At 39.4% G+C, this 24,948-nt stretch carries 26 protein-coding genes and 2 pseudogenes; 13 read left to right on the forward strand and 15 right to left on the reverse strand.

The window, feature by feature from the left end:
* Positions 1-17 precede the first annotated feature (17 nt).
* From rbsB to QP437_RS03665, 4 genes and pseudogenes are all read left to right on the forward strand, one after another.
* Positions 18-896, forward strand: coding sequence for a ribose ABC transporter substrate-binding protein RbsB (gene rbsB / locus QP437_RS03650; RefSeq protein ID WP_285266988.1), 879 nt, complete (start codon positions 18-20; stop codon positions 894-896).
* A gap of 52 nt (positions 897-948) precedes the next feature.
* A complete protein-coding gene (rbsK, locus tag QP437_RS03655; RefSeq protein ID WP_285266989.1) occupies positions 949-1,884 on the forward strand; it encodes a ribokinase in 936 nt (311 codons plus the stop codon).
* A 12-nt stretch (positions 1,885-1,896) separates the two neighbouring features.
* Positions 1,897-2,898 (forward strand): substrate-binding domain-containing protein, encoded by a 1,002-nt coding sequence (locus QP437_RS03660; protein WP_285266990.1) that lies wholly within the window; start codon positions 1,897-1,899, stop codon positions 2,896-2,898.
* Positions 2,899-2,993: 95 nt separating this feature from the next.
* Positions 2,994-3,586, forward strand: a pseudogene (locus QP437_RS03665) (pseudouridine synthase).
* Between the two features lie 94 nt (positions 3,587-3,680).
* On the opposite strand, the pseudogene QP437_RS03670 reads toward QP437_RS03665, so the two are convergent.
* The 3 genes and pseudogenes from QP437_RS03670 to pmbA form a co-directional block, all read right to left on the reverse strand.
* Positions 3,681-4,327 (reverse strand): annotated as a pseudogene (locus QP437_RS03670) (IS1595 family transposase).
* Between the two features lie 48 nt (positions 4,328-4,375).
* Positions 4,376-4,915 (reverse strand): hypoxanthine phosphoribosyltransferase, encoded by a 540-nt coding sequence (hpt, locus tag QP437_RS03675; protein ID WP_049381715.1) that lies wholly within the window; start codon positions 4,913-4,915, stop codon positions 4,376-4,378.
* 201 nt (positions 4,916-5,116) lie between these two features.
* Positions 5,117-6,472: a metalloprotease PmbA gene (gene pmbA / locus QP437_RS03680; protein ID WP_285266991.1), complete on the reverse strand. Its 1,356-nt coding sequence runs from the start codon at positions 6,470-6,472 to the stop codon at positions 5,117-5,119.
* Between the two features lie 88 nt (positions 6,473-6,560).
* Here pmbA and yjgA point away from each other — a divergent pair, with 88 nt between their 5' ends.
* From yjgA to rapZ, 6 genes are all read left to right on the forward strand, one after another.
* The gene (gene yjgA / locus QP437_RS03685; protein ID WP_014065072.1) at positions 6,561-7,097 is read left to right on the forward strand and encodes a ribosome biogenesis factor YjgA; all 537 of its coding nucleotides are present in this window, start codon (positions 6,561-6,563) and stop codon (positions 7,095-7,097) included.
* A gap of 81 nt (positions 7,098-7,178) precedes the next feature.
* Entirely contained in the window at positions 7,179-7,787 is a 609-nt protein-coding gene (lptC, locus tag QP437_RS03690; protein WP_285266992.1) for an LPS export ABC transporter periplasmic protein LptC, read from the forward strand.
* The gene (gene lptA, locus QP437_RS03695; RefSeq protein ID WP_049367753.1) at positions 7,768-8,286 is read left to right on the forward strand and encodes a lipopolysaccharide transport periplasmic protein LptA; all 519 of its coding nucleotides are present in this window, start codon (positions 7,768-7,770) and stop codon (positions 8,284-8,286) included. The genes lptC and lptA overlap by 20 nt, the downstream gene beginning before the upstream one ends.
* A gap of 3 nt (positions 8,287-8,289) precedes the next feature.
* Positions 8,290-9,015, forward strand: coding sequence for an LPS export ABC transporter ATP-binding protein (lptB, locus tag QP437_RS03700; RefSeq protein ID WP_005696470.1), 726 nt, complete (start codon positions 8,290-8,292; stop codon positions 9,013-9,015).
* Positions 9,016-9,018: 3 nt separating this feature from the next.
* A complete protein-coding gene (gene ptsN / locus QP437_RS03705; RefSeq protein WP_285266993.1) occupies positions 9,019-9,537 on the forward strand; it encodes a PTS IIA-like nitrogen regulatory protein PtsN in 519 nt (172 codons plus the stop codon).
* Between the two features lie 26 nt (positions 9,538-9,563).
* A complete protein-coding gene (gene rapZ / locus QP437_RS03710) occupies positions 9,564-10,421 on the forward strand; it encodes an RNase adapter RapZ (protein ID WP_285266994.1) in 858 nt (285 codons plus the stop codon).
* Positions 10,422-10,461: 40 nt separating this feature from the next.
* Here the strand turns inward: rapZ and QP437_RS03715 are convergent, their stop codons facing one another.
* The 12 genes from QP437_RS03715 to QP437_RS03770 all read right to left on the reverse strand — a co-directional run bounded on the left by QP437_RS03715 (position 10,462) and on the right by QP437_RS03770 (position 21,172).
* On the reverse strand, positions 10,462-11,142 hold the full coding sequence (locus tag QP437_RS03715) for a M15 family metallopeptidase (RefSeq protein WP_285266995.1): 681 nt from the start codon (positions 11,140-11,142) through the stop codon (positions 10,462-10,464).
* A gap of 1 nt (position 11,143) precedes the next feature.
* Complete coding sequence (gene dapE, locus QP437_RS03720) at positions 11,144-12,277, reverse strand: succinyl-diaminopimelate desuccinylase (RefSeq protein ID WP_285266996.1); 1,134 nt, start codon at positions 12,275-12,277, stop codon at positions 11,144-11,146.
* Between the two features lie 118 nt (positions 12,278-12,395).
* On the reverse strand, positions 12,396-13,205 hold the full coding sequence (locus QP437_RS03725; protein WP_285267067.1) for a TonB-dependent receptor: 810 nt from the start codon (positions 13,203-13,205) through the stop codon (positions 12,396-12,398).
* A gap of 24 nt (positions 13,206-13,229) precedes the next feature.
* A complete protein-coding gene (locus QP437_RS03730) occupies positions 13,230-14,351 on the reverse strand; it encodes a TonB-dependent receptor plug domain-containing protein (RefSeq protein ID WP_285266997.1) in 1,122 nt (373 codons plus the stop codon).
* Positions 14,352-14,529: 178 nt separating this feature from the next.
* Positions 14,530-14,937, reverse strand: a complete 408-nt coding sequence (locus QP437_RS03735) for a hypothetical protein (RefSeq protein WP_285266998.1) — start codon at positions 14,935-14,937, stop codon at positions 14,530-14,532.
* A gap of 106 nt (positions 14,938-15,043) precedes the next feature.
* A complete protein-coding gene (locus QP437_RS03740; protein ID WP_197546484.1) occupies positions 15,044-15,475 on the reverse strand; it encodes a hypothetical protein in 432 nt (143 codons plus the stop codon).
* Positions 15,476-15,555: 80 nt separating this feature from the next.
* Entirely contained in the window at positions 15,556-15,900 is a 345-nt protein-coding gene (locus QP437_RS03745; RefSeq protein ID WP_005699881.1) for an ArsC family reductase, read from the reverse strand.
* A 154-nt stretch (positions 15,901-16,054) separates the two neighbouring features.
* Positions 16,055-16,573 carry an opacity family porin gene (locus QP437_RS03750; protein ID WP_005699876.1) on the reverse strand — a complete coding sequence of 173 codons (519 nt, stop codon included), beginning with the start codon at positions 16,571-16,573 and terminating at the stop codon, positions 16,055-16,057.
* A gap of 53 nt (positions 16,574-16,626) precedes the next feature.
* Positions 16,627-17,139, reverse strand: a complete 513-nt coding sequence (locus QP437_RS03755; protein ID WP_285266999.1) for a SprT family zinc-dependent metalloprotease — start codon at positions 17,137-17,139, stop codon at positions 16,627-16,629.
* 56 nt (positions 17,140-17,195) lie between these two features.
* The gene (gene metK / locus QP437_RS03760; protein WP_005696483.1) at positions 17,196-18,350 is read right to left on the reverse strand and encodes a methionine adenosyltransferase; all 1,155 of its coding nucleotides are present in this window, start codon (positions 18,348-18,350) and stop codon (positions 17,196-17,198) included.
* A gap of 178 nt (positions 18,351-18,528) precedes the next feature.
* Positions 18,529-20,205 carry a DNA repair protein RecN gene (recN, locus tag QP437_RS03765; RefSeq protein WP_285267000.1) on the reverse strand — a complete coding sequence of 559 codons (1,677 nt, stop codon included), beginning with the start codon at positions 20,203-20,205 and terminating at the stop codon, positions 18,529-18,531.
* A gap of 76 nt (positions 20,206-20,281) precedes the next feature.
* Positions 20,282-21,172 (reverse strand): NAD(+) kinase, encoded by an 891-nt coding sequence (locus QP437_RS03770; protein ID WP_197559258.1) that lies wholly within the window; start codon positions 21,170-21,172, stop codon positions 20,282-20,284.
* Positions 21,173-21,302: 130 nt separating this feature from the next.
* Here QP437_RS03770 and grpE point away from each other — a divergent pair, with 130 nt between their 5' ends.
* From grpE to QP437_RS03785, 3 genes are all read left to right on the forward strand, one after another.
* Positions 21,303-21,878 carry a nucleotide exchange factor GrpE gene (grpE, locus tag QP437_RS03775; RefSeq protein ID WP_285267001.1) on the forward strand — a complete coding sequence of 192 codons (576 nt, stop codon included), beginning with the start codon at positions 21,303-21,305 and terminating at the stop codon, positions 21,876-21,878.
* Between the two features lie 266 nt (positions 21,879-22,144).
* Entirely contained in the window at positions 22,145-24,271 is a 2,127-nt protein-coding gene (gene nrdD / locus QP437_RS03780) for an anaerobic ribonucleoside-triphosphate reductase (protein WP_285267002.1), read from the forward strand.
* A gap of 74 nt (positions 24,272-24,345) precedes the next feature.
* Positions 24,346-24,927: a uracil-DNA glycosylase family protein gene (locus tag QP437_RS03785; protein WP_285267003.1), complete on the forward strand. Its 582-nt coding sequence runs from the start codon at positions 24,346-24,348 to the stop codon at positions 24,925-24,927.
* Positions 24,928-24,948: the final 21 nt, after the last annotated feature.

Below are 24,948 nucleotides of genomic sequence, written 5' to 3' on the forward strand. Positions count from 1 at the left end.
AATCACAGGAGATTCCTATGAAAAAATTAACAACAATCGCATCAGCGTTAGCATTATCTTTCACCTTAAGCAGTACTGCTCTCGCACAAGATACCATTGCATTAACGGTATCTACCCTTGATAATCCGTTCTTTGTTTCGTTAAAAGATGGCGCACAGAAAAAAGCGGATGAATTAGGCTATAAATTAGTGGTATTAGATAGCCAAAACGACCCTGCGAAAGAACTTTCAAATGTGGAAGATTTAACGGTTCGTGGTGCAAAAGTATTATTAATCAATCCGACAGATAGCGCAGCGGTAGGCAATGCGGTGGCGATTGCTAATCGAAACAAAATCCCTGTTATTACCTTAGACCGTGGTGCGGCAAAAGGCGATGTAGTCAGCCATATTGCGTCAGATAACGTGGCTGGCGGTAAAATGGCTGGTGATTTTATTGCGCAAAAATTAGGAAATGGCGCGAAAGTTATCCAACTAGAAGGTTTAGCCGGTACATCAGCTGCACGTGAACGTGGTGAAGGTTTTAAACAAGCGGTTGATGAACATAAATTTGCTGTACTTGCCAGCCAACCTGCAGATTTTGACCGAACTAAAGGTTTGAATGTGACAGAAAATCTGTTGGCAAGCAAAGGCGATGTTCAAGCTATCTTTGCACAAAATGATGAAATGGCGTTAGGGGCATTACGTGCGATTGGAGCAGCAAATAAAAAAGTCCTTGTCGTCGGTTTTGATGGTACCGATGATGGCGTAAAAGCGGTGAAAAGTGGCAAACTTGCAGCAACTGTGGCACAACAACCTGAATTAATCGGTAGCCTTGGGGTAGAAACTGCGGATAAAATCCTAAAAGGCGAAAAAGTTGAAGCGAAAATTCCAGTGGCATTAAAAGTCGTAACGGAATAATGATTTAACTCAAAGGGCGTATATTTACGCCCTATTTTACCAAGGCTATATTATGAAAAAACTCACAATTCTAGGCAGTATTAATGCAGATCATGTGATTTCTGTCCCGCACTTTGCTAAACCGGGGGAGACCCTAACTGGCTCTGATTATCATATTGCTTATGGTGGTAAGGGGGCAAATCAAGCGGTAGCGGCAGCGCGGTTGTGTGATAAATCGACAACATCCATTAGCTTTATTGGATGCATTGGGGAAGACGGTATTGGTCGCACAATGAAACAAGCCTTTGCGGATGATGGCATTAATGTTGCGCCTATTTTGGAAAAACAAGGGCAAACCACAGGGATTGCGATGATCCAAGTGGCAGCCAGTGGTGAAAATAGCATTGTGATTTCAGCGGGTGCCAATGCGTGTTTGGATGAAGCGCAAGTGGCGCAGTTTGCTGATGAAATCACTCAAGCGGATGCCTTGTTAATGCAACTTGAAACGCCGTCGCCAGCCATTCTTAAGGCGGCACAATTAGCAAAAGCCCATGGTACAAAAGTCGTGTTAAATCCTGCGCCAGCGCGTAGCTTACCGGATGAATTATTAAGCCAAATTGATATTATTACCCCGAATGAAACAGAAACGGAAATTTTAACGGGTATTACCGTAACTGATGAGCAAAGTGCGGTCAACGCGGCACAGATTTTTCACCAAAAAGGCATTGCGATGGTGCTGATTACCTTAGGCTCAAAAGGCGTGTATGTGAGCGAAAACGGAAAAGGCGAAATAGTGTCAGGTTTTCGTGTTAATGCAGAGGACACCACGGCGGCAGGGGATACTTTTAACGGCGCATTTTTAACCGCACTTTTAGACGGAAAAAACACGTTCGATGCCATTAAATTTGCCCATGCTGCTGCTGCAATTAGCGTGACGCGCAAAGGGGCGCAACCGTCCATCCCGTCAAGACAGGAAACCTTAGATTTTTTATTCACTCAGCAAAATTAGATTTTTCAAGCCATGGCGACAATGAAAGACATCGCGCGTATCACGCAAGTTTCCACATCAACCGTATCCCACGTGATTAATGGGACACGCTTTGTGAGTGATGAAATGCGTGAAAAAATTATGGCAGTCGTGCGTGAATTGAATTACCAACCTTCTGCTTTAGCGCGTAGTTTTAAGCTTAAAAAAACACAAACTATCGGTATGTTAGTCACTGCCAGCAATAACCCATTTTTTGCTGAAGTGGTGGCGGCGGTGGAAGGCTATTGTGCCAAAAATGATTACAATCTCATTTTGACGAATACCAATGGCGACAGTCAACGTTTGCAAAGCAGTTTGCAGATGTTAATCCAAAAACAGGTGGACGGTTTGTTGCTGATGAGTACAGAAACTTATTTGGCGGAACAGCTTTCTCTTGAGCTCAGTATTCCTGCGGTGGTAATGGATTGGTGGCCAACGGCATTAAGTGCGGACAAAATCTTAGAAGATTCTGAGCTGGGCGGTTATCTTGCCACCCAATATTTGCTTGAACAGGGACACCGAAAAATCGGTATTATCACAGGGAACTTACAGAAACCGCTCGCTTTAAATCGTCTAAATGGTTACAAAAAAGCCTTATCTGAAGCGCAAGTTCCCTTAAATCACAATTGGATTGTGGAAAGCCATTTTGATTTTGAGGGCGGTATCGTAGGTATGGAGAAACTGTTGCAACAAAAAGAACGCCCGACCGCTGTATTTGCTTGTAGTGATACTATTGCCGTGGGGGCATATCAAACTCTTTGGAAACATCAATTAAGTGTTCCAAAAGATATGTCCATTATTGGCTATGATAATATCGATCTTGCTCAATACCTTGCCCCGCCGTTAACTACCGTACACCAGCCTAAAATAGAATTGGGCAAATTAGCAGTGGAAACCTTATTGGAACGTATCAAAAACCCTGAAAAAACGAACCGCACTTTAATTCTTAAACCCCAAGTTATCTCGCGCAGTTCAGTTGCCAGACTCAGCGAATAATTGCTATATTGGCGTTTAAATTTCTTATTCAGCTTATTATGAAAACGCCAACATTTTATCGCCAACATAAAAAAACACCGACAAAAGCTCGTTCTATGCCCCTTTCTTTAGCGGAAACCAAAATTATTTTGTTCAACAAACCCTTTGATGTGTTAACTCAATTCACCGATGAAAATGGACGTGCCACTCTCAAAGATTTTATTCCTAATATCTATGCATCCGGTCGTCTTGATCGCGACAGCGAAGGATTATTGATTTTAACCAACAACGGTACATTACAACACCGTTTAGCGGATCCCAAATTTAAAACCTAGAAAACCTATTGGGTACAAGTAGAAGGCGTTCCCACCGAGCGAGACTTAGATTTTTTACGTCACGGCGTAGAACTGAAAGATGGCTTAACGCAACCTACTAAAGTGCGGTTAATTTCCGAACCAACTTTATGGGAACGAAATCCCCCTATTCGCGAACGTAAGCAAATCCCAACAAGTTGATTAGAAATCAAAATCAGTGAAGGCAAAAATCGCCAAGTGCGCCGGATGACCGCACATATTGGTTTTCCGACTTTACGTTTAGTTTAGTGCGTTATGCCACAGCAGGTTTAACCATAGATGACATTGAAAACGGCAAATACCGCGAATTAAGTGCGGTGAAAATTGAACGTGTTTTTAAATTGATGAAGATGTAATAATCAAATTAACCGCACTTTTCTTTTAACCCTAAGTAAAATCAAGTACAATATAACTCGTTTAGTTTATGTTTGGGGCCGACGTAGGTTAGCCCTAAATACCACACCATTTTCGCAATGTTTTAAGTTGTTCTTTGGGTGCTCCAAAGTTAAACCAAAATTCACATTCCTTCAAGAATAAAGGAAAGTTTTTTCGGTCGATGCCATTATATTTTCGGAGTATTGCCTGACTCCAGAAATTTTCTATTCCATTTATGTGGTTTTGTTTCACCGCAAATAGTTCGGAATGATTGATTGTTAGTGGTGAAATTTGCTCACATCAAGAGCATCATAGCTTCGATAAGTATCGGTATGAACCCAGCTGTTAGTCTTGATTTTCCTCGCAATAACAGGCATTAATGTCTCTGTTCTGGTATTTTCTACCACTACCGTAAATACTTTTCCTTGTTGCTTTAACAAACCGAATACAGCAACTTTTCCTGCTGCGCCTCGACCTCGTTTTCCTTTACGAGGACCGCCAAAATAGCTTTCATCAAGCTCAATTTGACCATCAAAAACCTCATCGGCTTCAAAGGCTAAATGATAGCTAATGACTTCACGAATTTTTCTGTAAAACAAAATCCCTGAATTGGCTTGGATACCGAGTAAATCAGCCGTTGCTCGGGCTGTAACTTCTAATACAAGAAATTCAAGGAGCTTATTTTGTATAGATTTATTTAATTTACAATGAGTTATCTTCATTTTTTATAGACTAGCACACTTGCTAATCTACGTCAGCCCCAAAATAAATTATTCGTCTATAACCACTTTACCAATATAGCCTAGATTACGATAACGTTGAGCGTAATCAATACCATAGCCGACAACAAATTCATCCGGAATAGAAAAACCAATCCATTCAACCGGTACTTCCACTTCTCGGCGAGAAGGTTTATCTAACAAGGTACAAATCGCCAAGCTTGCAGGATCGCGTAAATTTAAAATGCCACGTACTTTTTCGAGGGTATAACCCGTATCGATAATGTCCTCAACAATTAGCACGTGTTCATTACGAATATCGCCTTCAAGATCTTTCGAAATTTTCACATCGTGATTGCTTGTCATCCCTGCGCCATAACTTGATGTGGTCATAAACTCCACTTCTACCGGTAATTTTAATTCACGCACGAGATCGGCCATGAACATAAATGAACCACGTAAAAGCCCAACAACAATCAGTTTATCAATGGCTTGTTGTTGATAAAAATGCGTAATTTCTGCGCCAAGTTCAGTAATGCGGCTACGAACATCCGCTTCTGAAATTAAAATATCGACGTGGTGTTTTTTCATGGTCTTTCCTTTTTAATTTAATCGTTTGCGTATTCTATAATAAAAAAGGCTGAAGTTTAAACCTTCAGCCTTTTTAACCCTAACGAATTTACTTTCTACTCTACCTGTTGGAACAATCTGCAATCGCTGCTAAACAGATGTGCGTATAGTAGCAGAAAGAAATTACATGTCAATAAGAATTATTATCATTTTAAAAAAATATTAATTTCCTGAAATTTTCATCTTATCTAACAAGATTGAACCTGTTTGAATATTGGATCGATGTTCAATATCATCTGCTACTGCTACAATATTTTTTAACATATCCTGCAATTGACCAGCAATAGTAATTTCAGCAACTGGATATTGGATCTCGCCATTCTCCACCCAGAAGCCTGCTGCGCCACGGGAATAATCCCCCGTCACAATATTTACGCCTTGCCCCATGACATCTGTCACCAATAAACCGGTGCCCATTTGACGTAAAAGTGCGGTCAATCCACCCGTTAAATTTGGTTTCACGAGCCAGTTGTGAATACCGCCTGCATGACCGGTACTTTGCATGCCCATTTTTCTACCGCTGTAACTGGTGAGCAAATAGGTTTGCAATACGCCATCTTGAATAATTTCAAGATCCTGTGTACGCACCCCTTCGCTATCAAAAGGCGTGGAGGCTAAACGTTTTAACAAATGCGGACGCTCACTAATTTGGAACCAATCTGGCAACACTTGTTTTCCAAGATGATCGAGCAAGAAACTGGATTTACGATATAAGCTGCCGCCACTAATCGCGCCCGTTAAATGAGAGATTAATCCTGTTGCCACATCATTTAAGAAAATCACCGGCACTTCACGTGTCGTTAATTTTTGTGGATTTAAACGCGCAATCACTTTTTTCGCACAATTCTGCCCTACCCAATCCGCTGGAGAAAGCGCATCAAACTCACGTGAAACTGTATATTCGTAGTCATTTTCAAGTTGATCTAGCTCGCCACCAATCACCGAACAGGATAAAGAATAGCGGCTAGATAAGTAACTTTGTAGCATGCCATGTGTATTACCATAAACACGCACACCAGTATGCGAATTAAAGCTTGCGCCATTACTATTCACAATTTTAGCATCGTATTCCAACGCTGATTTTTCAGCTTCTAAAGCTAATTTTGTAGCCTGTTCGACATCAACACTTGCCCCATGATAAAGCGCTAAATCGGGCGCTTCGAAAGCCATTAGTTCTTTATCCGCTAGCCCTGTGCAATCATCTGGTGAAGTATATTTTGCAATAGCAAGTGCTGCTTCAACGGTATTTTTAATCGCTTCTTCACTTAAATCTGAGGTAGACGCATTGCCTTTTTGTTGGCCTAAATAAACAGAAATGCCTAATGCCCCATCATTAGTAAATTCAACATTTTCAATCTCTTGCAGACGGGTTGAAACCGATAAACCACTCACTTTTGTCACACCGACTTCAGCGGTGGCCCCCGCTTTCTGCGCAGTTTCAATCGCAAAACTGACTGCATCACGCAATGTTTGCTCTTGAGATTTTAAAAGTGCGGTTAAATTTTCTGCTGTTTTCATGATGATAATCCTATTAAAAATTTGCGCCATTTTATCTTATTTTGAAAGTTTATGCTAAAATGCAGCAAATTTTTCATAAGGTAATAGAATGGCAAAACGTAAGAAAAAAGAAGCCTTTGATTGGGAAGATGAAGACCAAGAAGAGATTATTTGGGTAAGTAAAAGTGAAATCAAACGCGACGCTGAGGATTTAAAACAGCTCGGCGAGAAATTGGTGAACTTAACCAAAGCAAATCTGACTAAGGTTCCACTAGACGATAGCTTGAAAGATGCCATTGAATTAGCGCAACGTCTGCAAAAAGAGGCGCGTCGTCGCCAATTGCAATATATCGGTAAGCTCTTACGCTCAATTGATGCTGAGCCTATTCGTGAAGCTTTAGAAAAAATTGAAAACAAACATAATCAACAACAAGCGATGCTGCATAAGTTGGAAATCTTACGTGATGAATTAGTTGCGAAAGGTGATGCAGCACTGACTGATTTGTTAAATGAACATCCTTCTGCAGATCGCCAACAATTACGTAATTTGATTCGTGCAGCACAGAAAGAGAAGGAACAAAATAAGCCATCAAAAGCTTATCGCGAGATTTATCAGATCTTAAAAACACTCATTTTAGAAGACTAAAATACGGCTATTTTTGACCGCACTTTGTGTCAAAAAAGTGCTATGATTAGTTACCCTTTTAAGAAGGAAAGAACGTTATTTATGAATATTCGTTGGAATATTATTTTAGGTGTCATCGCCCTGGCTTTATTAGGCTGGTATTATTCGCTTAATCAAGATCATAGCGATTTAAAAAGCCTTATTAAAAAGCCTGATAGCCCAGAATACGTTGGTAATAAAATGGAAACGACTCTATTCTCGCCTGAAGGTAAAAAACAATATCTTGCGATTTCCGACAAAGTGGAATATTACACACAAGACGGTCATACGGATTTTATTTCGCCGTTAGTCTATCTTTTTGATGTCTCTTTAGATAATAAAGACAAAGATACGAAAACCGATAAAATTCAATTAGAAAAACAAAATTGGAAGCTTAGCGCGAAAAAGGCAAAATTAACTAAAGATCAAATGCTCTATCTTGAAGGCGGCGTGGTTGCCGAGAGCCTTGATCCTTTATCTCGCCTGCAACGTGTTGAGACCGAAGCGGCAGTGATTAATTTAAAAACACAAGACATTACTTCCGATACACAAGTAAAAATTAACGGATTAAACTTTAACTCAAGTGGATTGAAGTTGGTCGGAAATTTACGTCAGCAAGTTGCAACTCTAAAGGAACAGGTAAAAACATATTATGAAATCAACAAACAATAAAATTCTGCTTTTAACAGCATTAATGATGACTTCTTTATCTGCTTTTGCGTTAAAAGATGATACTAATAAACCGATCAATATCGTCTCAGATAATCAATCTTTAGATATGGAAAACAGCGTAGTAACCTTTACGGATAACGTTGTGATTACACAAGGTTCCATTTTAATTAAAGCCAATAAAGTAGTTATTACTCGTCCGCCAGAAAATTCAGGTAAAAAAGAAACCGTCGAAGCCTTTGGTAGCCCTGTTACCTTCCACCAGCAACTTGATGATGGTAAGCCTGTTGATGGTAAAGCGAATAAAGTTCACTACGATTTAGGCACTGAATTCTTAACATTAACCGGTAATGCTGAATTAAAACAATTGGATAGCAAAATTAACGGTGAACGCATCACTTATGATGTGAAAAAACAACAGTTAAAAGCCAATGGTAATGGAAAATCACGTGTGCAAACCGTCTTAATTCCGACCCAATTACAACAAAAAGGTAAAAAATAACCGATGTCTGTATTACAAGCTGAATTTCTCGCAAAAAGTTACAAGAGCCGAAAAGTGGTTTCTGATGTGAGTTTAACCGTAAACTCCAATGAAATTGTTGGCTTACTTGGTCCTAATGGTGCGGGTAAAACTACTACTTTCTATATGGTGGTGGGTCTAGTACGTCACGATCAAGGTAAGATTACTATTGACGGCGATGATATTAGCGTATTACCTATGCATGAACGTGCTCGTCGAGGAATTGGCTATTTACCACAAGAAGCCTCTATTTTCCGCCGTTTAACGGTATATGAAAATCTTATGGCGGTATTAGAAATTCGTAAAGATCTCACTGCTGAGCAGCGCAGAGAGAGAGCGGATGAGTTAATTGATGAGTTCAATATTGGCCATATTCGTGATAGCCTAGGACAATCTCTTTCTGGTGGTGAACGTCGTCGTGTGGAAATTGCACGCGCCCTAGCAGCAAATCCAAAATTTATTTTATTAGATGAACCTTTTGCGGGTGTAGACCCAATTTCAGTCACGGATATTAAGAAAATCATCACGGATCTCCGTAATCGTGGCTTAGGTGTGTTGATTACCGACCATAACGTACGCGAAACCCTTGATGTCTGTGAACGAGCTTACATTGTTGGCGAAGGGAAAATTATCGCGACCGGCACACCGGAAGAAGTCATGAATGATGAGCACGTTAAACGTGTCTATTTAGGCGAACAATTTAAACTATAACCTATGAAATTTACGACTCTGCTCTCCCCTGATGATATTCGTCAGGGGGTTGCTTTTTCTAGCAAGAAACGATTATTTGAATCTATTGCCACTTTCGTTGTGGAAAAACTTCACTCTGAAAATGGTGAACAAGCTTGTTTTGAATGTTTATTTGAACGAGAAAAATTAGGTAATTCAGGATTAGGCAATGGTGTCGCCATGCCTAAAGCTAAGTTACCTGCTACTGTGTCAGATAAGATCCTGACGGTATTTATGCAATTAGAAACGCCTGTCGAATATGATGCCGCCGATAATAAACCGGTGGATATCGTTTTTGCTGTGCTCGTACCCGAAAATCACTGCCAAGAATATATTCCTGTTCTGGCAGAAATCAATGAAAAATTAACTGATAAAAACTTAATTAAACAACTTCGTTCAGCGCAAAGTGCGGATGAAATTTGGCAAATTTTTGAATGTGCCGATCATTCAGAGGAATCTGAAGACGACACAAATTTAGATAATATTGCACCTCAAGAGGTATAACCTACCAACCATAAGGAATCACGCAGATGGAAATTATTATTATCAGCGGTCGCTCCGGAGCTGGGAAATCTGTCGCATTACGAGCCTTGGAAGATATGGGCTATTATTGCGTGGATAACCTTCCTCTCAATTTACTTCCTCAACTCACGCAGATTCTTGCTAACACTCAATCGGCTGTTGCAATCAGCCTTGATATTCGAAATCTTCCTCATTCCAGTGCTGATTTAGACAAAATTTTGACTGATATTCAAGCCTCTTATTCCGTCAAAATCATCTTTCTAGACAGCGATCGTAGTACACTTATTCGCCGTTACAGCGATTCACGTCGTCTTCATCCACTTTCGGCACAAGATCTCCCGCTTGAATCAGCGATTGATTTAGAGTATCAACAACTTGAGCCTTTAATTCAACATGCTAATTTTATTATTGATACTGCGCCACTTTCCACTCATGCGTTATCTGAACGTTTAAGAGAAGTTTTACGCGGTAATACAGATAAAGAACTTAAGATCGTGGTTGAATCGTTTGGCTTTAAATATGGCATTCCACTTGATGCGGATTATGTCTTTGATGTGCGTTTTCTGCCTAACCCGCACTGGAACCCAGAACTGCGCCCACTGACGGGGCTTGATGAACCTGTTGCACAATTTTTACTTGCGCATGATGAAGTGAATAATTTTATCTACCAAACACGCAATTACATTGAAACGTGGTTACCGATGTTAGAGCAAAATAACCGAAGCTATCTCACCATTGCCATTGGTTGTACGGGTGGTAAACATCGTTCTGTTTATATCGCTCAACAAATTGGTGAATATTTCCAAGCTAAAGGTAAGGATGTGAAGATTCAGCACAAATCCTTAGAAAAGAATAAAAAGAATTAATCAAACCATAAAAAAACGCAGCGACTTGCTGCGTTTTTTGTTAAACCACATATAGCTCAAAAATCTCTGGTAAATGTTCAATTAACGTTTCTTTTCCAGCTACGATTTCATGCTGCCAAACTTGCAATAGCACATCTGGCGTAAATAATCGTGAAGCCTGCTCTGCCAACGGTAAATAGCTAATATGCCAAGGCTCTCGGCCGATTTTTTTACCTTCTGGCTGACTGATAAATGGCAAAGCAAAATCAAAGTGCGGTAGATTTTCAGTAAGAAATTCACTAAGCTCAAAAAAATACCCCCCCTTTTCATATTCCCAAGGTTCAAGTTGTAAAGATTGACCTTGAGGCAAAAGATCAGGATCAAAAATATCGATTTCTGTTCCCCAATGATGACGACTGCCACCTGGAAGCGCTGACCAGCGTAAAATAGCTTGTGCTTTTTGCCAATCATCTAACAGCGCTAAATCTAATGGATTTCCCGCATCATCATGAACCTTGCGTTCACCGTTAAATTTACCGTTCCAAATGAGTTGTTGACGTTCAAAATCACGAAAGCTACTCGCGGGTTGCAAATTAAAGCCATTTCTGACCGCACTTTGTTGCAATCCTTGAAACGCTTTCATTGCCTCTGCTTGCAAAAAATGATTAGGAGAATGAGGTGTAGGCAAATTGATCAAATGTTCACGAGATTTGCCGGTTAACATTTCTGGCGTTAATTTCATCTTACTTGTCCAATAAATTTACTAACATTTGATGATAAATTTGACCGCACTTGGCAAGATCATCAACGTTTACACATTCATTCACTTTATGAATCGTTGCATTAAGCGGCCCAAACTCTACGACTTCAGCACCCATCAATGCAATAAAACGTCCATCAGAGGTTCCACCACCAGTTTCTGCTTGTGGCGTAATACCGGTTGTTTGCTCAATTGCCGTCGTTAATGCATCTAATAATTTGCCCGGTTTAGTTAAAAATGGTTTACCTGATAAATTCCAATCAATACGGTATTTCAAACCATGCTTTTCGAGCATTTCTGCCACTTTCTGCTTAATAATTTCATCTGTAACTTCCGTACAATAACGTAAATTGAATTGCACATAAAGCTCACCTGGGATGACATTATTACTCCCTGTGCCTGCATGAATATTCGCAATTTGCAAACTGGTTGGCGGGAAAAATTCGTTACCATTATCCCATTGATAGGTGGTTAATTCCTGCAAGAAAGGGGCGGCTTTATGAATTGGGTTTTCCGCTAAATGAGGATAAGCTACATGACCTTGAATACCTTGAATGTAGAGATTACCTGTAATCGACCCACGACGGCCATTTTTAACCACATCACCCAATGTTTTCGAGCTAGACGGCTCGCCTACCATGCAATAAGTGATTTTCTCACCGCGCGCCATTAAGGTTTCGACAACACGCACGGTACCATCTTTCGCGGCAGCTTCTTCGTCAGAAGTAATCAACAAAGCAATCGTCCCCTTATGATTCGGATTGGCTTTCACATATTCCTCCGCCGCTACAATCATTGCTGCCAATGAGCCTTTCATATCTGCCGCACCACGACCATAAAGCATATCATCCACAATTTCGGCAGAAAACGGCGGATAAGTCCATTGCGTTTCATCTCCCGTCGGTACCACATCGGTATGCCCAGCAAAGGCGATGACTGGCTCACCACTACCATGCTTCGCCCATAAATTTAACGTATCGTTGAAAGGCATCCATTCAATTTGAAAGCCGAGTTTTTCTAAACGTTCCGCAATTAGTTGCTGACAGCCCTCATCATTCGGGCTAATAGAGGGGCGACGAATTAATGCTTGTGCAAGCTCAATAGTTTTTTGTTTCATAATATTCAGTGACTGCTAAAAGTGCGGTCTAATTTAACAAAATTTTCCTTCAATTTAAATCTGTTCAAATAAAAAACGGATAACCTCGTTATCCGTTTTTATTAGTTTATGAAGAATCCTAGAATTGAACTTGCAAACGTAACCAATATTGACGTCCAGGCTCGTTCACTCGAACAGTTTGAAGTCCCGCTGAAGGATCTGCGCCTTTACTTACAAATTCTGCATAGGATTTATTAAATAAGTTATCAATTCCGCCCTGCAAAGTGGCATATTTATTAATTTTCCACCCTGTATTAAAGGATAAGGTTCCAAAGCCTGCTGAAGCGCCAATGTCCTGCCCAATAATGTTGCCTTGTCCTGTTGCATAGCGTTTTTGTGCCGAAACCACTCGCCATAATATTCCCGCACTCAAGGTTTCATTATCCCAAGTTAATGAATTTTTCCATTCTAATGGCGGTGTTTGTGCAAGTGGACGGTCGTCCGTGCGATTTTTACCATAGGTATAAGCGAGACTACTACCGATTTCCCAGTGACGAGCAAATTTCCATTTACCTTCAATTTCGCCGCCTAATCGAGTTGCCTTGATATTACGAGCCGAGACATCTTTACCTACTCGTTCTAACATAATGAAATCGTGGACATCACTACCAAATAGCGACACAGAAAAATCAAAGGTGTCATTCTTCCACATCAATCCCGTATCAATTTGACGGTTTTGCTCTTTATCTAAAACTTGGCTTGCACGGCGTTCCCAATAATCTGGCGCTCGCTCTGCAATCCCTACACCTGCATAATATTTAATGCCATTGATTTCTTCTTCCCAACGGAAGAAACCTGAATGTAAACCATACGTATGGTGTTTATTTGGGTGATTCGCCATTAAAGTGTCGTATTCAGCTTTCACTTCATCATAACGATAACCAGAAATAAACTTACGACTATCACTTGCCGTTCATGCACCTTCAACAAATCCGCCCCATTGAGTAAAGTTTTGCTGTGGTTGATAAGGCTTGTGTCTATAGCCCTCACCATTCATTTCCATACGTGAAAGATGTTTATCACGCATATAATCAATGCCTGTTTGCAAATTAATATCCGACCAATCAAAGGTTGCTTTCAAATGCCCTGTATTGGTTTCACGTTTTGGATTCATTGCTTTTTTAACTTGATTTCCCATCATGCTTAAATAACGCATACTATAAGTATCCATCACATGATCAATCTTGCTTTGACCGTAACGTAATTCAAGTTCAGTGAACCACGGTGTAATATTACGTTGTACAAATCGCACATTCCACGCATCACGATCAAACTTACTCCCATCCATCATTCGATCTGCATAAGCCGCTTCGCCTCGACTACGTTCATAAGTCCCGGTCAATAAGGTGTTTTCTGTCGGTGTGAAACCAAGCTGTAACATTTGATTACGGCGCTCAAAAGAGGAATGAACTCGATTGCCATCGCCATCTTTGTAATTCCCCGCCTCATTGTGTGACATACTCGTACGTAAATAGCCATATTTACCACCCGCCATCGCATCGAAATAAGCATCTCTACGTTTGTTTCCGCCAAGCGTTACACTGCCGTTTAAATAGGTATTTTGAGTATCAAATTCAGGCTCTTTACGCACAAAACGAACTGCGCCAGCCACCAAGCCAGAACCTTCAGTTACAGTTTGGGGACCTTTGGTCACTACAACTTCATCATAAGCTGATGGGAAAATATAAGCTGTTGGCGGATCCATTCGGTTGCTACACCCACCATAAATGAATTGGTCGTCTGCTTGAATGTTCAAGCGAGAACCACCTAACCCGCGAAATAACGGATCGCCAGAACTCCCACCTTTACGAATCACGCTCATATTTGCCACAGATTGTAATAAATCTGCACCATCACCAGCAGGTAAAGGTTGAAGCGTTGTTTTAGGATTAAGTTTGACTGAATTGGTATTCGTCTGAGTAACACCTGTTACTACAATAGGATCCAGTAGTGTTACAGGCTGCGTATCCTCAGCAAAAGCATTAGATATAAAAAATGAAAGAGGAAGGAGAGCAAAATAAGATTTGTTATGCATAATCAATCCCTTGTTTTGGCACTTGAGTCATAAAAACTACAATTCAACCACATAAAATCTTTCAAACAAATACGCAACCGTTATGAAACATTTTTCACATCAATGATTGAGATTGCAACAATACTGTAATGAATCTTATTCTTATTAAGTGCGAAAGGCAAGGTTAAAAGATGACTATTTACTTACGCATTTCTGGTAAACATACTACTGCTAGCACCAATTGAACTATCCCCAAAATAGTACAAGGAAGGCCTAATAAAAAATAAGCTCCTATAATTGTATCAATAGTGCTATCCCAGTTTAAATCAACAAAATGCAAAGATAATCCGACGATAATAGGGATTAAAAAAGGCATAAAAAATGCCACCAATAAATACCGCCCATAATAGCGACTTGCTTTTTCCCGAGTAACAAAAAAGATAAGTGTTGTCATCACCCCAGGTATAAATGAAATAAGAAAAGAAAGAAAAAATGCCTCTCCAACAAATTCAGAAATAATGACTGCACATACTAATGCAATAAAAAAACTCCCAATAAAAAAACGTCGTATGGCTTTTTGCTGTTCATTTTGTTGTTCATTATTCATTTTTTTATATTTCCTTTCAAATAAAATTAATAACTCTAATAAGCAGTAAGAAAGTCTCCAACCTTTAATAAAAGGCAAGGTTAAAAAATTATTGTGCATTATGCATTTATGGCAAGCATATGGCTGCCAATACCAGTTGAACTACTCCCAATATACAAGCCAAAATACCGTGCGTTAGATAATACTCTACAAGCGTATCAATAGCATCATGCCAACTGTTTAAATAAATCAAATCGAATAATGTGGCCAAGAGCGGAATTAAAAAAGGCGGCATCAAAAGTGCCAGTAACAAATACCGCGAATAGTAGCTACTTGCTTTTTCCTGAGTGATGTAAAAAACAAACGTTGTAATCGCACTAGGTATAAATACGATAAAAAAAGTATAAAAAAATACCCATACCACGTCATCTGATGAGCTGCCATCCATTGAAGCAAGAAATAAATCAACGACGGCAGCGCATACTAATGCAATAAAAAAACTCCCAATAAAAAAACGTCGTATGGCTTTTTGCTGTTCACTTTGTTGTTCATTATTCATTTTTATATTTCCTTTTTTAATCAAAATTAGTAGTTCTAATAAGTAGATAAACAAGTAAAAATAAATTCTCTACTTTAGTACTACTTAAATACTGCAATATATTCTTTTTCGTTGAAGCCAATCAATGCCTTACCATCTTGCAGAATAATCGGGCGTTTGATTAACGTTGGATTTTCAGCTAATACGGAAAGTGCGGTAGATTTCGAGAGTGTATTTTTCACATTTTCATCAAGATTACGCCAAGTCGTACTACGTTTATTGACTAAATTTTCCCAACCAAATTGAGCTTCTGCTTGTTGTAAGAATTGAGTATCTAATCCATCCACACGATAATCATGTAATTTATGTTGAATATTATGTTCAGTTAGCCACTTCAATGCTTTTTTTACTGTATCACAGTTTTTAATGCCATAAACGATAATCATATTCTCACCTCTAAAAACAAAAAATCCTCAATTCATTTAGAACGAGGATTTTAACTGCTACATGAATTAATCACAAATAGATTAGCCCGATACAAATTTTCACATCCAAAAGAAAAAGTGCGGTGAAAATCAACCGCACTTTTCAAAAGGGAAATTAGAATTCGTAACCTACACCCACTTTAGCGCCATAGTTATTCACTTTAGTATCGTCAAAGCTACCTAAACGGTTATATTCTAAACCACCGTTTGCATACACTTTTTCTGCTAATTTATATTTAGCACCCGCAACTACACCATAACCCACTTTGGTTTCAGAAGAGCTTTTATAGCGTTGATCCGCACGCTCTTCAAATTTGAAACGGTTTGCCGCAAGACGAGCACCAACATAAGGTTCAATTTGAGAGTTGGTATCGAAGTCATAGAATACTGTCGCACCTAAACCTTGAACTTTAGTGCCTTGGAAGTTGCCGTGATGAGTATAATCACCTGCTACACGCATATTACCTAATTTGTAACCTACTGCAACACGAGGTTCAACTTTAGTTTTGCTTGAACCACCATTGCTTAATTTAGTTCTTGAAAGACCTAGATCACCTTCTGCATATAAACCTGCGTTTGCTGTTGAAGCAACCGCTAATGCACCGACAACGATAGCTAATAATGATTTTTTCATTGGATAACCCCTGTTATTTGATTGAAAACATTACGAATATATCACAGCACTCATTAATTTTCACTATGAAAAACCAATTTTCCCTGACATTTTCGACATAAATAGGCAATTTTATCGCGTTGAATGCGATTATGCCGACGAATCGTTAAATAATGGGTCTGACATTCGCATTGATAAGCAAACATTTTACCCTGTACACTTTCCACATCGAATTGATGGCAAGTATCAGCCGGAAGATTGAATAACTGCGTCATCACCGCTTGCCATTCCTTTCCATGCGGTTTCACTCGCCCAAATACTTGATACACAATAAGGTGGGCTAATTCGTGTGGAACCACCTGATGAATAAATTCATCTGAATTCTCGAGTAGTAAAGTGCGGTTAAATTTAATCTCATTTTTCTGCAAGTATGCAACGCCAGCCTTTACACCTCGCAAGTCATAACTGATTGTCGGAATAGGAAATTTCCGTTGAAAGTGATTTTCAGCCAGTTGTAATGTTTCTGCAAGTTTACGCTGTACCTGCATTTTTAAATGCCGAAACTGAGTTTGAGATGACATCATCATGTTAAGTAAACAAAAACCGCTAATTTAGCGGTTTTTATCATACACATTTTATTTACTTATTTAAGACCGGCTGCAGCTCGCAATTCTTCTGCACGATCCACTTTTTCCCATGGGAATTGTTCACGGCCGAAGTGTCCATACGCAGCAGTTTGACGATAAATTGGTTGAATTAAATTTAACATTTTAATTAAACCATAAGGACGTAAATCGAAGAATTCACGCACTAACTTAACCAATACTTCGTTGGATACTTTTCCTGTACCGAAGGTTTCCACCATGATAGAGGTTGGCTCAGCTACGCCAATTGCATAAGAAAGTTGAATTTCACAACGATCTGCAAGACCTGCTGCAACAATATTTTTAGCCACATAACGTGCTGCATAAGCAGCTGAACGGTCTACTTTTGATGGATCTTTACCAGAAAATGCACCTCCACCATGACGAGCTGCACCGCCGTAGGTATCGACAATGATTTTACGACCAGTTAAACCACAGTCGCCCATAGGTCCGCCAATCACAAAACGACCGGTTGGGTTAATGAAATATTTTGTTTGTTGAGATAACCATTCACTTGGCAGAATTGGCTTGATGATTTCTTCCATTACGCCTTCATAAATTTCTTTTTGTGAGACTTCTTCACTATGTTGTGTTGAAAGGACGACTGCATCCACACCCACGATTTTGTTATCTTCATATTTTAAAGTAACTTGGCTTTTCGCATCAGGTCGTAACCACGCTAATTTGCCACTTTTACGTACTTCCGCTTGTTTTTCCATTAAACGGTGCGCATAAGTAATCGCTGCAGGCATTAAAACTTCCGTTTCATTTGTCGCATAACCAAACATAATCCCTTGGTCACCCGCACCTTGATCTAATGGATTCTCACGATCTACACCTTGATTAATATCCGATGACTGTTTGCCAATCGCATTTAATACAGCACAAGAATTGCCATCAAACCCCATTTCAGAGTGTTTATAACCAATATCACAAATCACTTGGCGAGTAAGGTTTTCAATATCAACCCATGCTGATGTAGTAATTTCACCACCCACTAACGCCATCCCTGTTTTGACATAGGTTTCGCAAGCCACACGAGCTTTAGGATCTTGTTTTAAAATTTCATCAAGTACCGCATCGGAAATTTGATCGGCAATCTTATCTGGATGTCCTTCTGAAACTGATTCAGAAGTAAATAAATAGCTAGACATAAGTTCTCTTCTTTTAGATGTATTGACGTATAGACGTCTATAATACGCTTTTTTGACTAATAAGCAAGCATTTCTATCAAGTATTTTTGAAATGTGACAAGAAGAATCTAAGCTTTACGACAGAATTCACTCATTAATACATTAAATGGGTGACAAACACCCATTTATTTACCTGATTTTATTTAACTAAATCCAACATCTCTTGTGCATTTGCTAAAGCAAGATCCGTAATTTCACTACCACCGAGTAATCTTGCAAGGGCAGGAACGCGTTCTTCTTGAGAAAGTGCGGTCATTTTGGTTTCTGTTTTATCATCAACTGTAAATTTCTCAACATTAAATTGATGATGCCCATGACACGCCACTTGTGGTAAATGGGTCACACACAGTACTTGGCACTTATCGCCTAATTGACGCAACAATTTACCCACTACACTCGCTGTTTTACCACTAATACCGACATCAACTTCATCAAAGATCAGCGTTGGAATCGCCGATTGATCCGATGTTAATACTTGAATTGCTAATGAAATACGAGACAACTCACCACCTGATGCCACTTTTGCTAGCGGTTGTGCTTGTTGTCCTAAATTACTGCGTAAAGTAAAGACGATATTATCTGCCCCATTTGCCGCAACTTTCGTTAAATCTGAATTCACTTCAATGAAAAACTCGGCATTCTCCATTGCAAGCCCTTTAATGGAATTCGTCACTTGTTGGGCTAATTTCTCTGCAGCTTGGCAACGGCTTTCATGTAATTGTTTTGCCGTATTTTGCATTTTCTCAAAGGCGGCTTTTTCTTCTAGAATCAGGCGTTCTTCACTTTCTGAAAAATCTAAAAGTGCGGTCAATTCTGCTTTTAATTTTTGATGCCACTCCACCAACTCTTCAGGTTTGACATTATGCTTTCGTGCAAGTTGTAAAGCTTGTCCTAAACGTTGCTCAATCTCTTGTAGTAGAATCGGATCTTGCTCAATATGAGAAGCAAGATGTTGAACTTCACTTGTCGCCTCTTGCACTTGGATGAGTGCATCATTCAACATTGTTTGAACGGAAGCATATCGAGGATCTAACTCACTTAATTCATCAATATACTGTGTCGCACGATAAAGCATAGAATCAATGCTCACTGTTTCATTTTCACTGAGTAGCTGTAAGGCTGATTGAGATAATTGTGTCAATTGTTCGCTATTTGATAGACGACGTTGATCCTCTTCCAATTCTAAATATTCATTTGGACGAAGTGCAAACTCATCCAACTCTTCTACCTGATATTGTAAAAGTTGTTTCTTCGCTTCATTTTCGGCAACTTTTTGTTGGAAGGTTTTAACTTGCGTTTGAAGATTTTTCCACGCTCGATAATCTTCTCGCATTTGAGCGAGTAAATCATTGTGATGCGCAAATGTATCTACCAACTGAAGCTGATAATCATTTTTCAATAAGAGCTGTGAAGCATGCTGCCCATTAATATGAATAAGATATTGCCCAATTTCTTTTAATTGGGAAGCCGATACTGGCGTGCTATTGATAAAGGCTTTAGAACGCCCATCTGCATTAATGACACGGCGTAGAATACAATCGGAGGGGTTATCAGGATCTTGCAATTCTTGCTCTTGCAACCATTGATAAGCGGGGTTAGTTGGTTCAATAAAAAATGTCGCGCAAATTTCAGCTCTTTCCTGCCCTTCTCGAACCATAGAGGTTTCAATACGCTGTCCCAAGCATAATCCCAACGCATCAATAGCAATGGATTTTCCTGCACCGGTTTCCCCCGTGATCACAGACATTCCTTTCGCCAATTCAATCTCTAATTGACGAACAATTGCAAAATTATTGATGGTAAGTTGGGTTAGCATAAAAAATCTCCTTAACTGTATATCCATATATTATAACTGATATAATATACAGTAAAGAGATTTTTAACTTTTTGGATTAGAAATTTTTAAGCCAGCCTAATTTCGTGCTTAATACATTGTAATAATTGTAATTTTTCAGGTGTAATAGGCGCAGTTTATGCGGACATTTTTCAATATGCACCACATCATCTGGGCAAAAATCGAGTGCAATTTGACTATCACAGCCTAATTCCAACTGTGAAGTGTTATGTTCTGCAAAGCGAATTGAAATTTTACTGTCTCCATCAATTACTAATGGTCGAGAAGAAAGTGTGTGTGGGAACATCGGCACAAGGGCAATCGCATTTAAATTTGGCGTTAAAATCGGGCCGCCTGCGGAAAGCGAATAAGCCGTTGAACCGGTTGGGGTGGAAACAATCAAGCCATCTGAACGTTGAGAAAAGGCAAATTTATCGTTGATATAAACATGGAAATCAATCATGTGCGCAATTTTAGCGGGGTGAATCACCGCCTCATTTACTGCATTACCACTAGAAATAATTTCACCATTGCGTTCAATTTTAGCTTCCAATAAAAAACGCTCTTCGACAAAAAACTCGCCGCGTTCTAAACAAGCTTCAAGCTGTGCATAAGCATTTTTGGGGTCGATATCAGTCAAAAAGCCCAAGTTACCTCGGTTAATGCCAATCATTGGAATATGATATTTAGCCAAAATACGAGCACGCCCTAGCATATTGCCATCACCACCGATCACAATCACAAGCTGTGCTTGCTCACCGATTTGTTCAACTGTCGCTAAAACCTCTTCGGGTAAACCAAATTTTTCACCGACGTCTTTTTCCACTAAAACTCGATATCCTCGCTCTTTCAGCCATTGATACAAGTTTTTGTGCATTTGCAAATTAATATCGCGACGTGGTTTTCCCATCAAAGCGATGGTTTTAAATGATTTGACTAATTCATCCATAACTATGATTGCTCCCAAGTGCAAACTCATCGATTTCTGACCGCACTTGAATTTAAAATTTTAGCCATTATATTACATAGCAATTCAGTTTTGCTAAAATAGCACTAATTTTTGATAAATGGAGAAAAAGATGTCAGAACAAGCACAAAACTTAAATGAAAATGAAGAACTTGTTGAAGAAATTCAGCAGGAAACCACTTCAACGGAAGATCCGTTAGAAGAAGCGATCGCTCGTGTACAAGAGCTTGAAGAACAATTAAAAGCACAAGTAGAAGAAACATCTAAAAAAGAACAAGATTTATTGCTTCGTACTCGTGCAGAAATTGACAATATGCGTCGTCGTAGCGAACAAGATGTTGAAAAAGCGCATAAATTTGCATTAGAAAAATTTTCAAAAGACATTTTAAATACCATTGATAACTTAGAGCGTGCGCTTTCAACACCTGCCAATAAGGAAGATGAAAGCATCAAAGCGTTATTCGATGGTGTGGAGCTAACCTTAAAAGAGTTACTCTCAACGGTGGCTCGCTTTGGTGTTGAACCTGTTGGCGCAGTGGGTGAAACCTTTAACCCGGATCTCCACCAAGCCATCTCTATGCAACCAGCTGAAGGGTTTGAAAGCAACCAAATCACCACTGTTTTACAAAAAGGCTATACCTTAAATGGTCGTGTGATTCGCCCTGCTATGGTAATGGTTGCAGCTTAATTTCTTTTCTATGACTTAAAGAGCGGACGATTTTTCGTCCGTTTTTTATTGCTAAAAAACTTGATTTATATCAAATTTATTAAAAAATAATTTGAGAATAATTCTCAACAAAAACACTCTTTCTTTCCAGATTTAACAAGGTTTCGACTCAATTTTAACCATCAAAAAATACAAAATAACACTACATGTTGTGTGTTGATCTATTAAATAAAACTATATATAGTGATTTCGTTTTTTTTTCATAGCTACCTTACAGGAGTCATAAAATGAATGCTTTCTTCGTGATTAAGCGTGATGGTTCACGAATTGGGTTTGACCTACAACGTATTACTAATGCAATCAAAAAAGCAGCAAGTGCGGTCAATATTGTTGATGAAATGTATATCCATGATCTGAGCCAGCAGATTAATACTGAAATTTTTAGTCATTATCAGCATGAAATTGATATCAACCAGATTCAAAAAATTGTTGAAAATCACTTAATGACAAGTAAGTATCCACAAATTGCACGTGCTTATATTGAATATCGTCACGATCGCGACCTTGCGCGTGAGAAACGCAGCCAATTAACCAAAGAAATTGAAGGGCTGATTGAGCAAAGCAATGTGGAATTGCTTAATGAAAATGCCAATAAAGATGCGAAAGTTATCCCTACCCAACGTGATTTACTGGCGGGTATTGTGGCAAAACATTATGCCAAACGTCATATTCTGCCAAGAGATGTTGTTGAAGCCCATGAAAAAGGGGAAATCCACTATCACGACTTAGATTACGCGCCATTTTTCCCGATGTTTAACTGCATGCTCGTTGATCTAAAAGGCATGCTTTCACATGGTTTTAAAATGGGCAATGCCGAAATTGAACCACCGAAATCTATCAGCACGGCAACAGCGGTTACCGCACAAATTATCGCTCAAGTCGCCAGCCATATTTATGGTGGTACAACCATTAATCGCATTGATGAAGTGCTTGCGCCTTATGTTCAACTCAGCTTCGAAAAACATTTAAAAAATGCCGCACAATGGCAAATTCCTGATGCTGAAGGTTATGCAAAAGCACTAATTGAAAAAGAATGTTTTGATGCGTTTCAATCCCTTGAATATGAAGTCAATACGCTCCATACGTCAAATGGCCAAACGCCGTTTGTTACCTTTGGTTTTGGCTTAGGCACAAGTTGGCAAGAACGTTTAATTCAGCAATCAATCTTGAAAAACCGTATTCGTGGCTTGGGTAAAAATCATAAAACACCGGTCTTCCCTAAACTGGTCTTTACCATTAAAAAAGGCGTGAACCAAAACGAACGAGATCCGAACTATGACATTAAAAAACTGGCATTAGAATGCGCTTCAAAACGCATGTATCCCGATATTTTAAACTATGATCAAGTGGTTAAAGTCACAGGTTCATTCAAAGCCCCAATGGGTTGTCGTAGCTTCTTGGGTGCCTATGAAGAAAACGAGCATGAAGTGCATGATGGTCGCAATAATTTAGGTGTGGTGAGTTTGAATCTGCCCCGTATTGCTCTTGAAGCTCAAGGAAACGAAGAAAAATTCTACCGCACTTTAGATGAACGCTTAGCCCTCGCGAAGAAAGCCTTGCTTACCCGTATTGCTCGCTTAGAAAATACCAAAGCCCGTGTCGCGCCAATTCTCTATATGGAAGGCGCTTGTGGTGTTCGACTAAACGCCGACGATAATGTTGCGGATATTTTCAAAAATGGACGAGCATCAATTTCTTTAGGCTATATTGGTATTCACGAAACCATCAATGCACTGTACAAACAAGGGCATATTTTTGACGATGAACAACTGCGTGAAAAAGGCATCGCGATTGTGCGTCGTTTAAATGAAGCGGTAAAACAATGGCAGAAAGAAACGGGTTATGCATTTAGCCTTTATTCCACACCAAGTGAAAACTTATGTGATCGTTTCTGCCGTTTAGATACCAAACAATTTGGTGTCATTGACGGCGTTACCGATAAAGGCTACTACACTAACAGCTATCACTTAGATGTAGAGAAAAAAGTGAATCCATACGATAAATTAGACTTTGAAATGCCTTATCCTGAATTAGCGAGTGGCGGCTTTATCTGTTATGGCGAATATCCAAATATTCAACATAACCTGAAAGCACTCGAAGATGTATGGGATTATAGCTACGATCGCGTGCCTTATTACGGCACTAATACGCCAATTGATGAATGTTACGAATGTGGTTTCACAGGAGAATTTAATTGCACAAGTAAAGGCTTTGTCTGCCCTAAATGCGGTAATCATGACAGTGCAAAAGTCTCCGTGACCCGACGAGTTTGTGGCTATCTCGGTAGCCCTGACGCTCGTCCATTCAATGCGGGCAAGCAAGAAGAAGTAAAACGTCGAGTGAAACACCTATAATGTCGCGATATTTATTATGATAAAATAGCTCATCAAAAGTGAGCTATTTTTATTTCAACAAAGAAGGAAATACCATGCTAACACTTGCTCAAATTACCCAATCAATCATGCAAGATCCCGATAATCAATCTTTTACTGCAAAAGGTATCGAACCGCTTTTTGCTGCACCAACTAGCGCTCGTATTAATATCGTCGGACAGGCACCTGGAATTAAAGCCCAAGAAAGTCGTTTATATTGGAATGATAAAAGTGGTGATCGACTACGTGAATGGCTGGGGGTGGATCGTGATACCTTTTATCACTCGGGTATGTTTGCAGTCATCCCGATGGATTTTTATTACCCTGGGAAAGGCAAATCTGGTGATTTACCGCCACGCAAAGGCTTTGCAGAGAAATGGCATGCGCCGATTTTAGCTAACTTGCCCAATATAGAACTCACCATTCTTATCGGGCAATATGCACAAAAATATTATTTACCAGAAAACGAGCTTAATGTGACTGAAACGGTTCACCATTTCCGTGATTTTCTGCCTCAATTTCTCCCTCTCGTTCACCCTTCTCCACGCAACCAAATTTGGCTCAAGAAAAATCCATGGTTTGAACAAGAGATAGTTCCAACATTACAAAAGCAAGTGAAAGCGATTTTATCTCGTTAATTTATCTCACTAAATTGATAT

Origin of the sequence: Haemophilus sp. UMB1048, assembly GCF_030218125.1 — a bacterium.
Classification (GTDB): Bacteria; Pseudomonadota; Gammaproteobacteria; order Enterobacterales; family Pasteurellaceae; genus Haemophilus_D.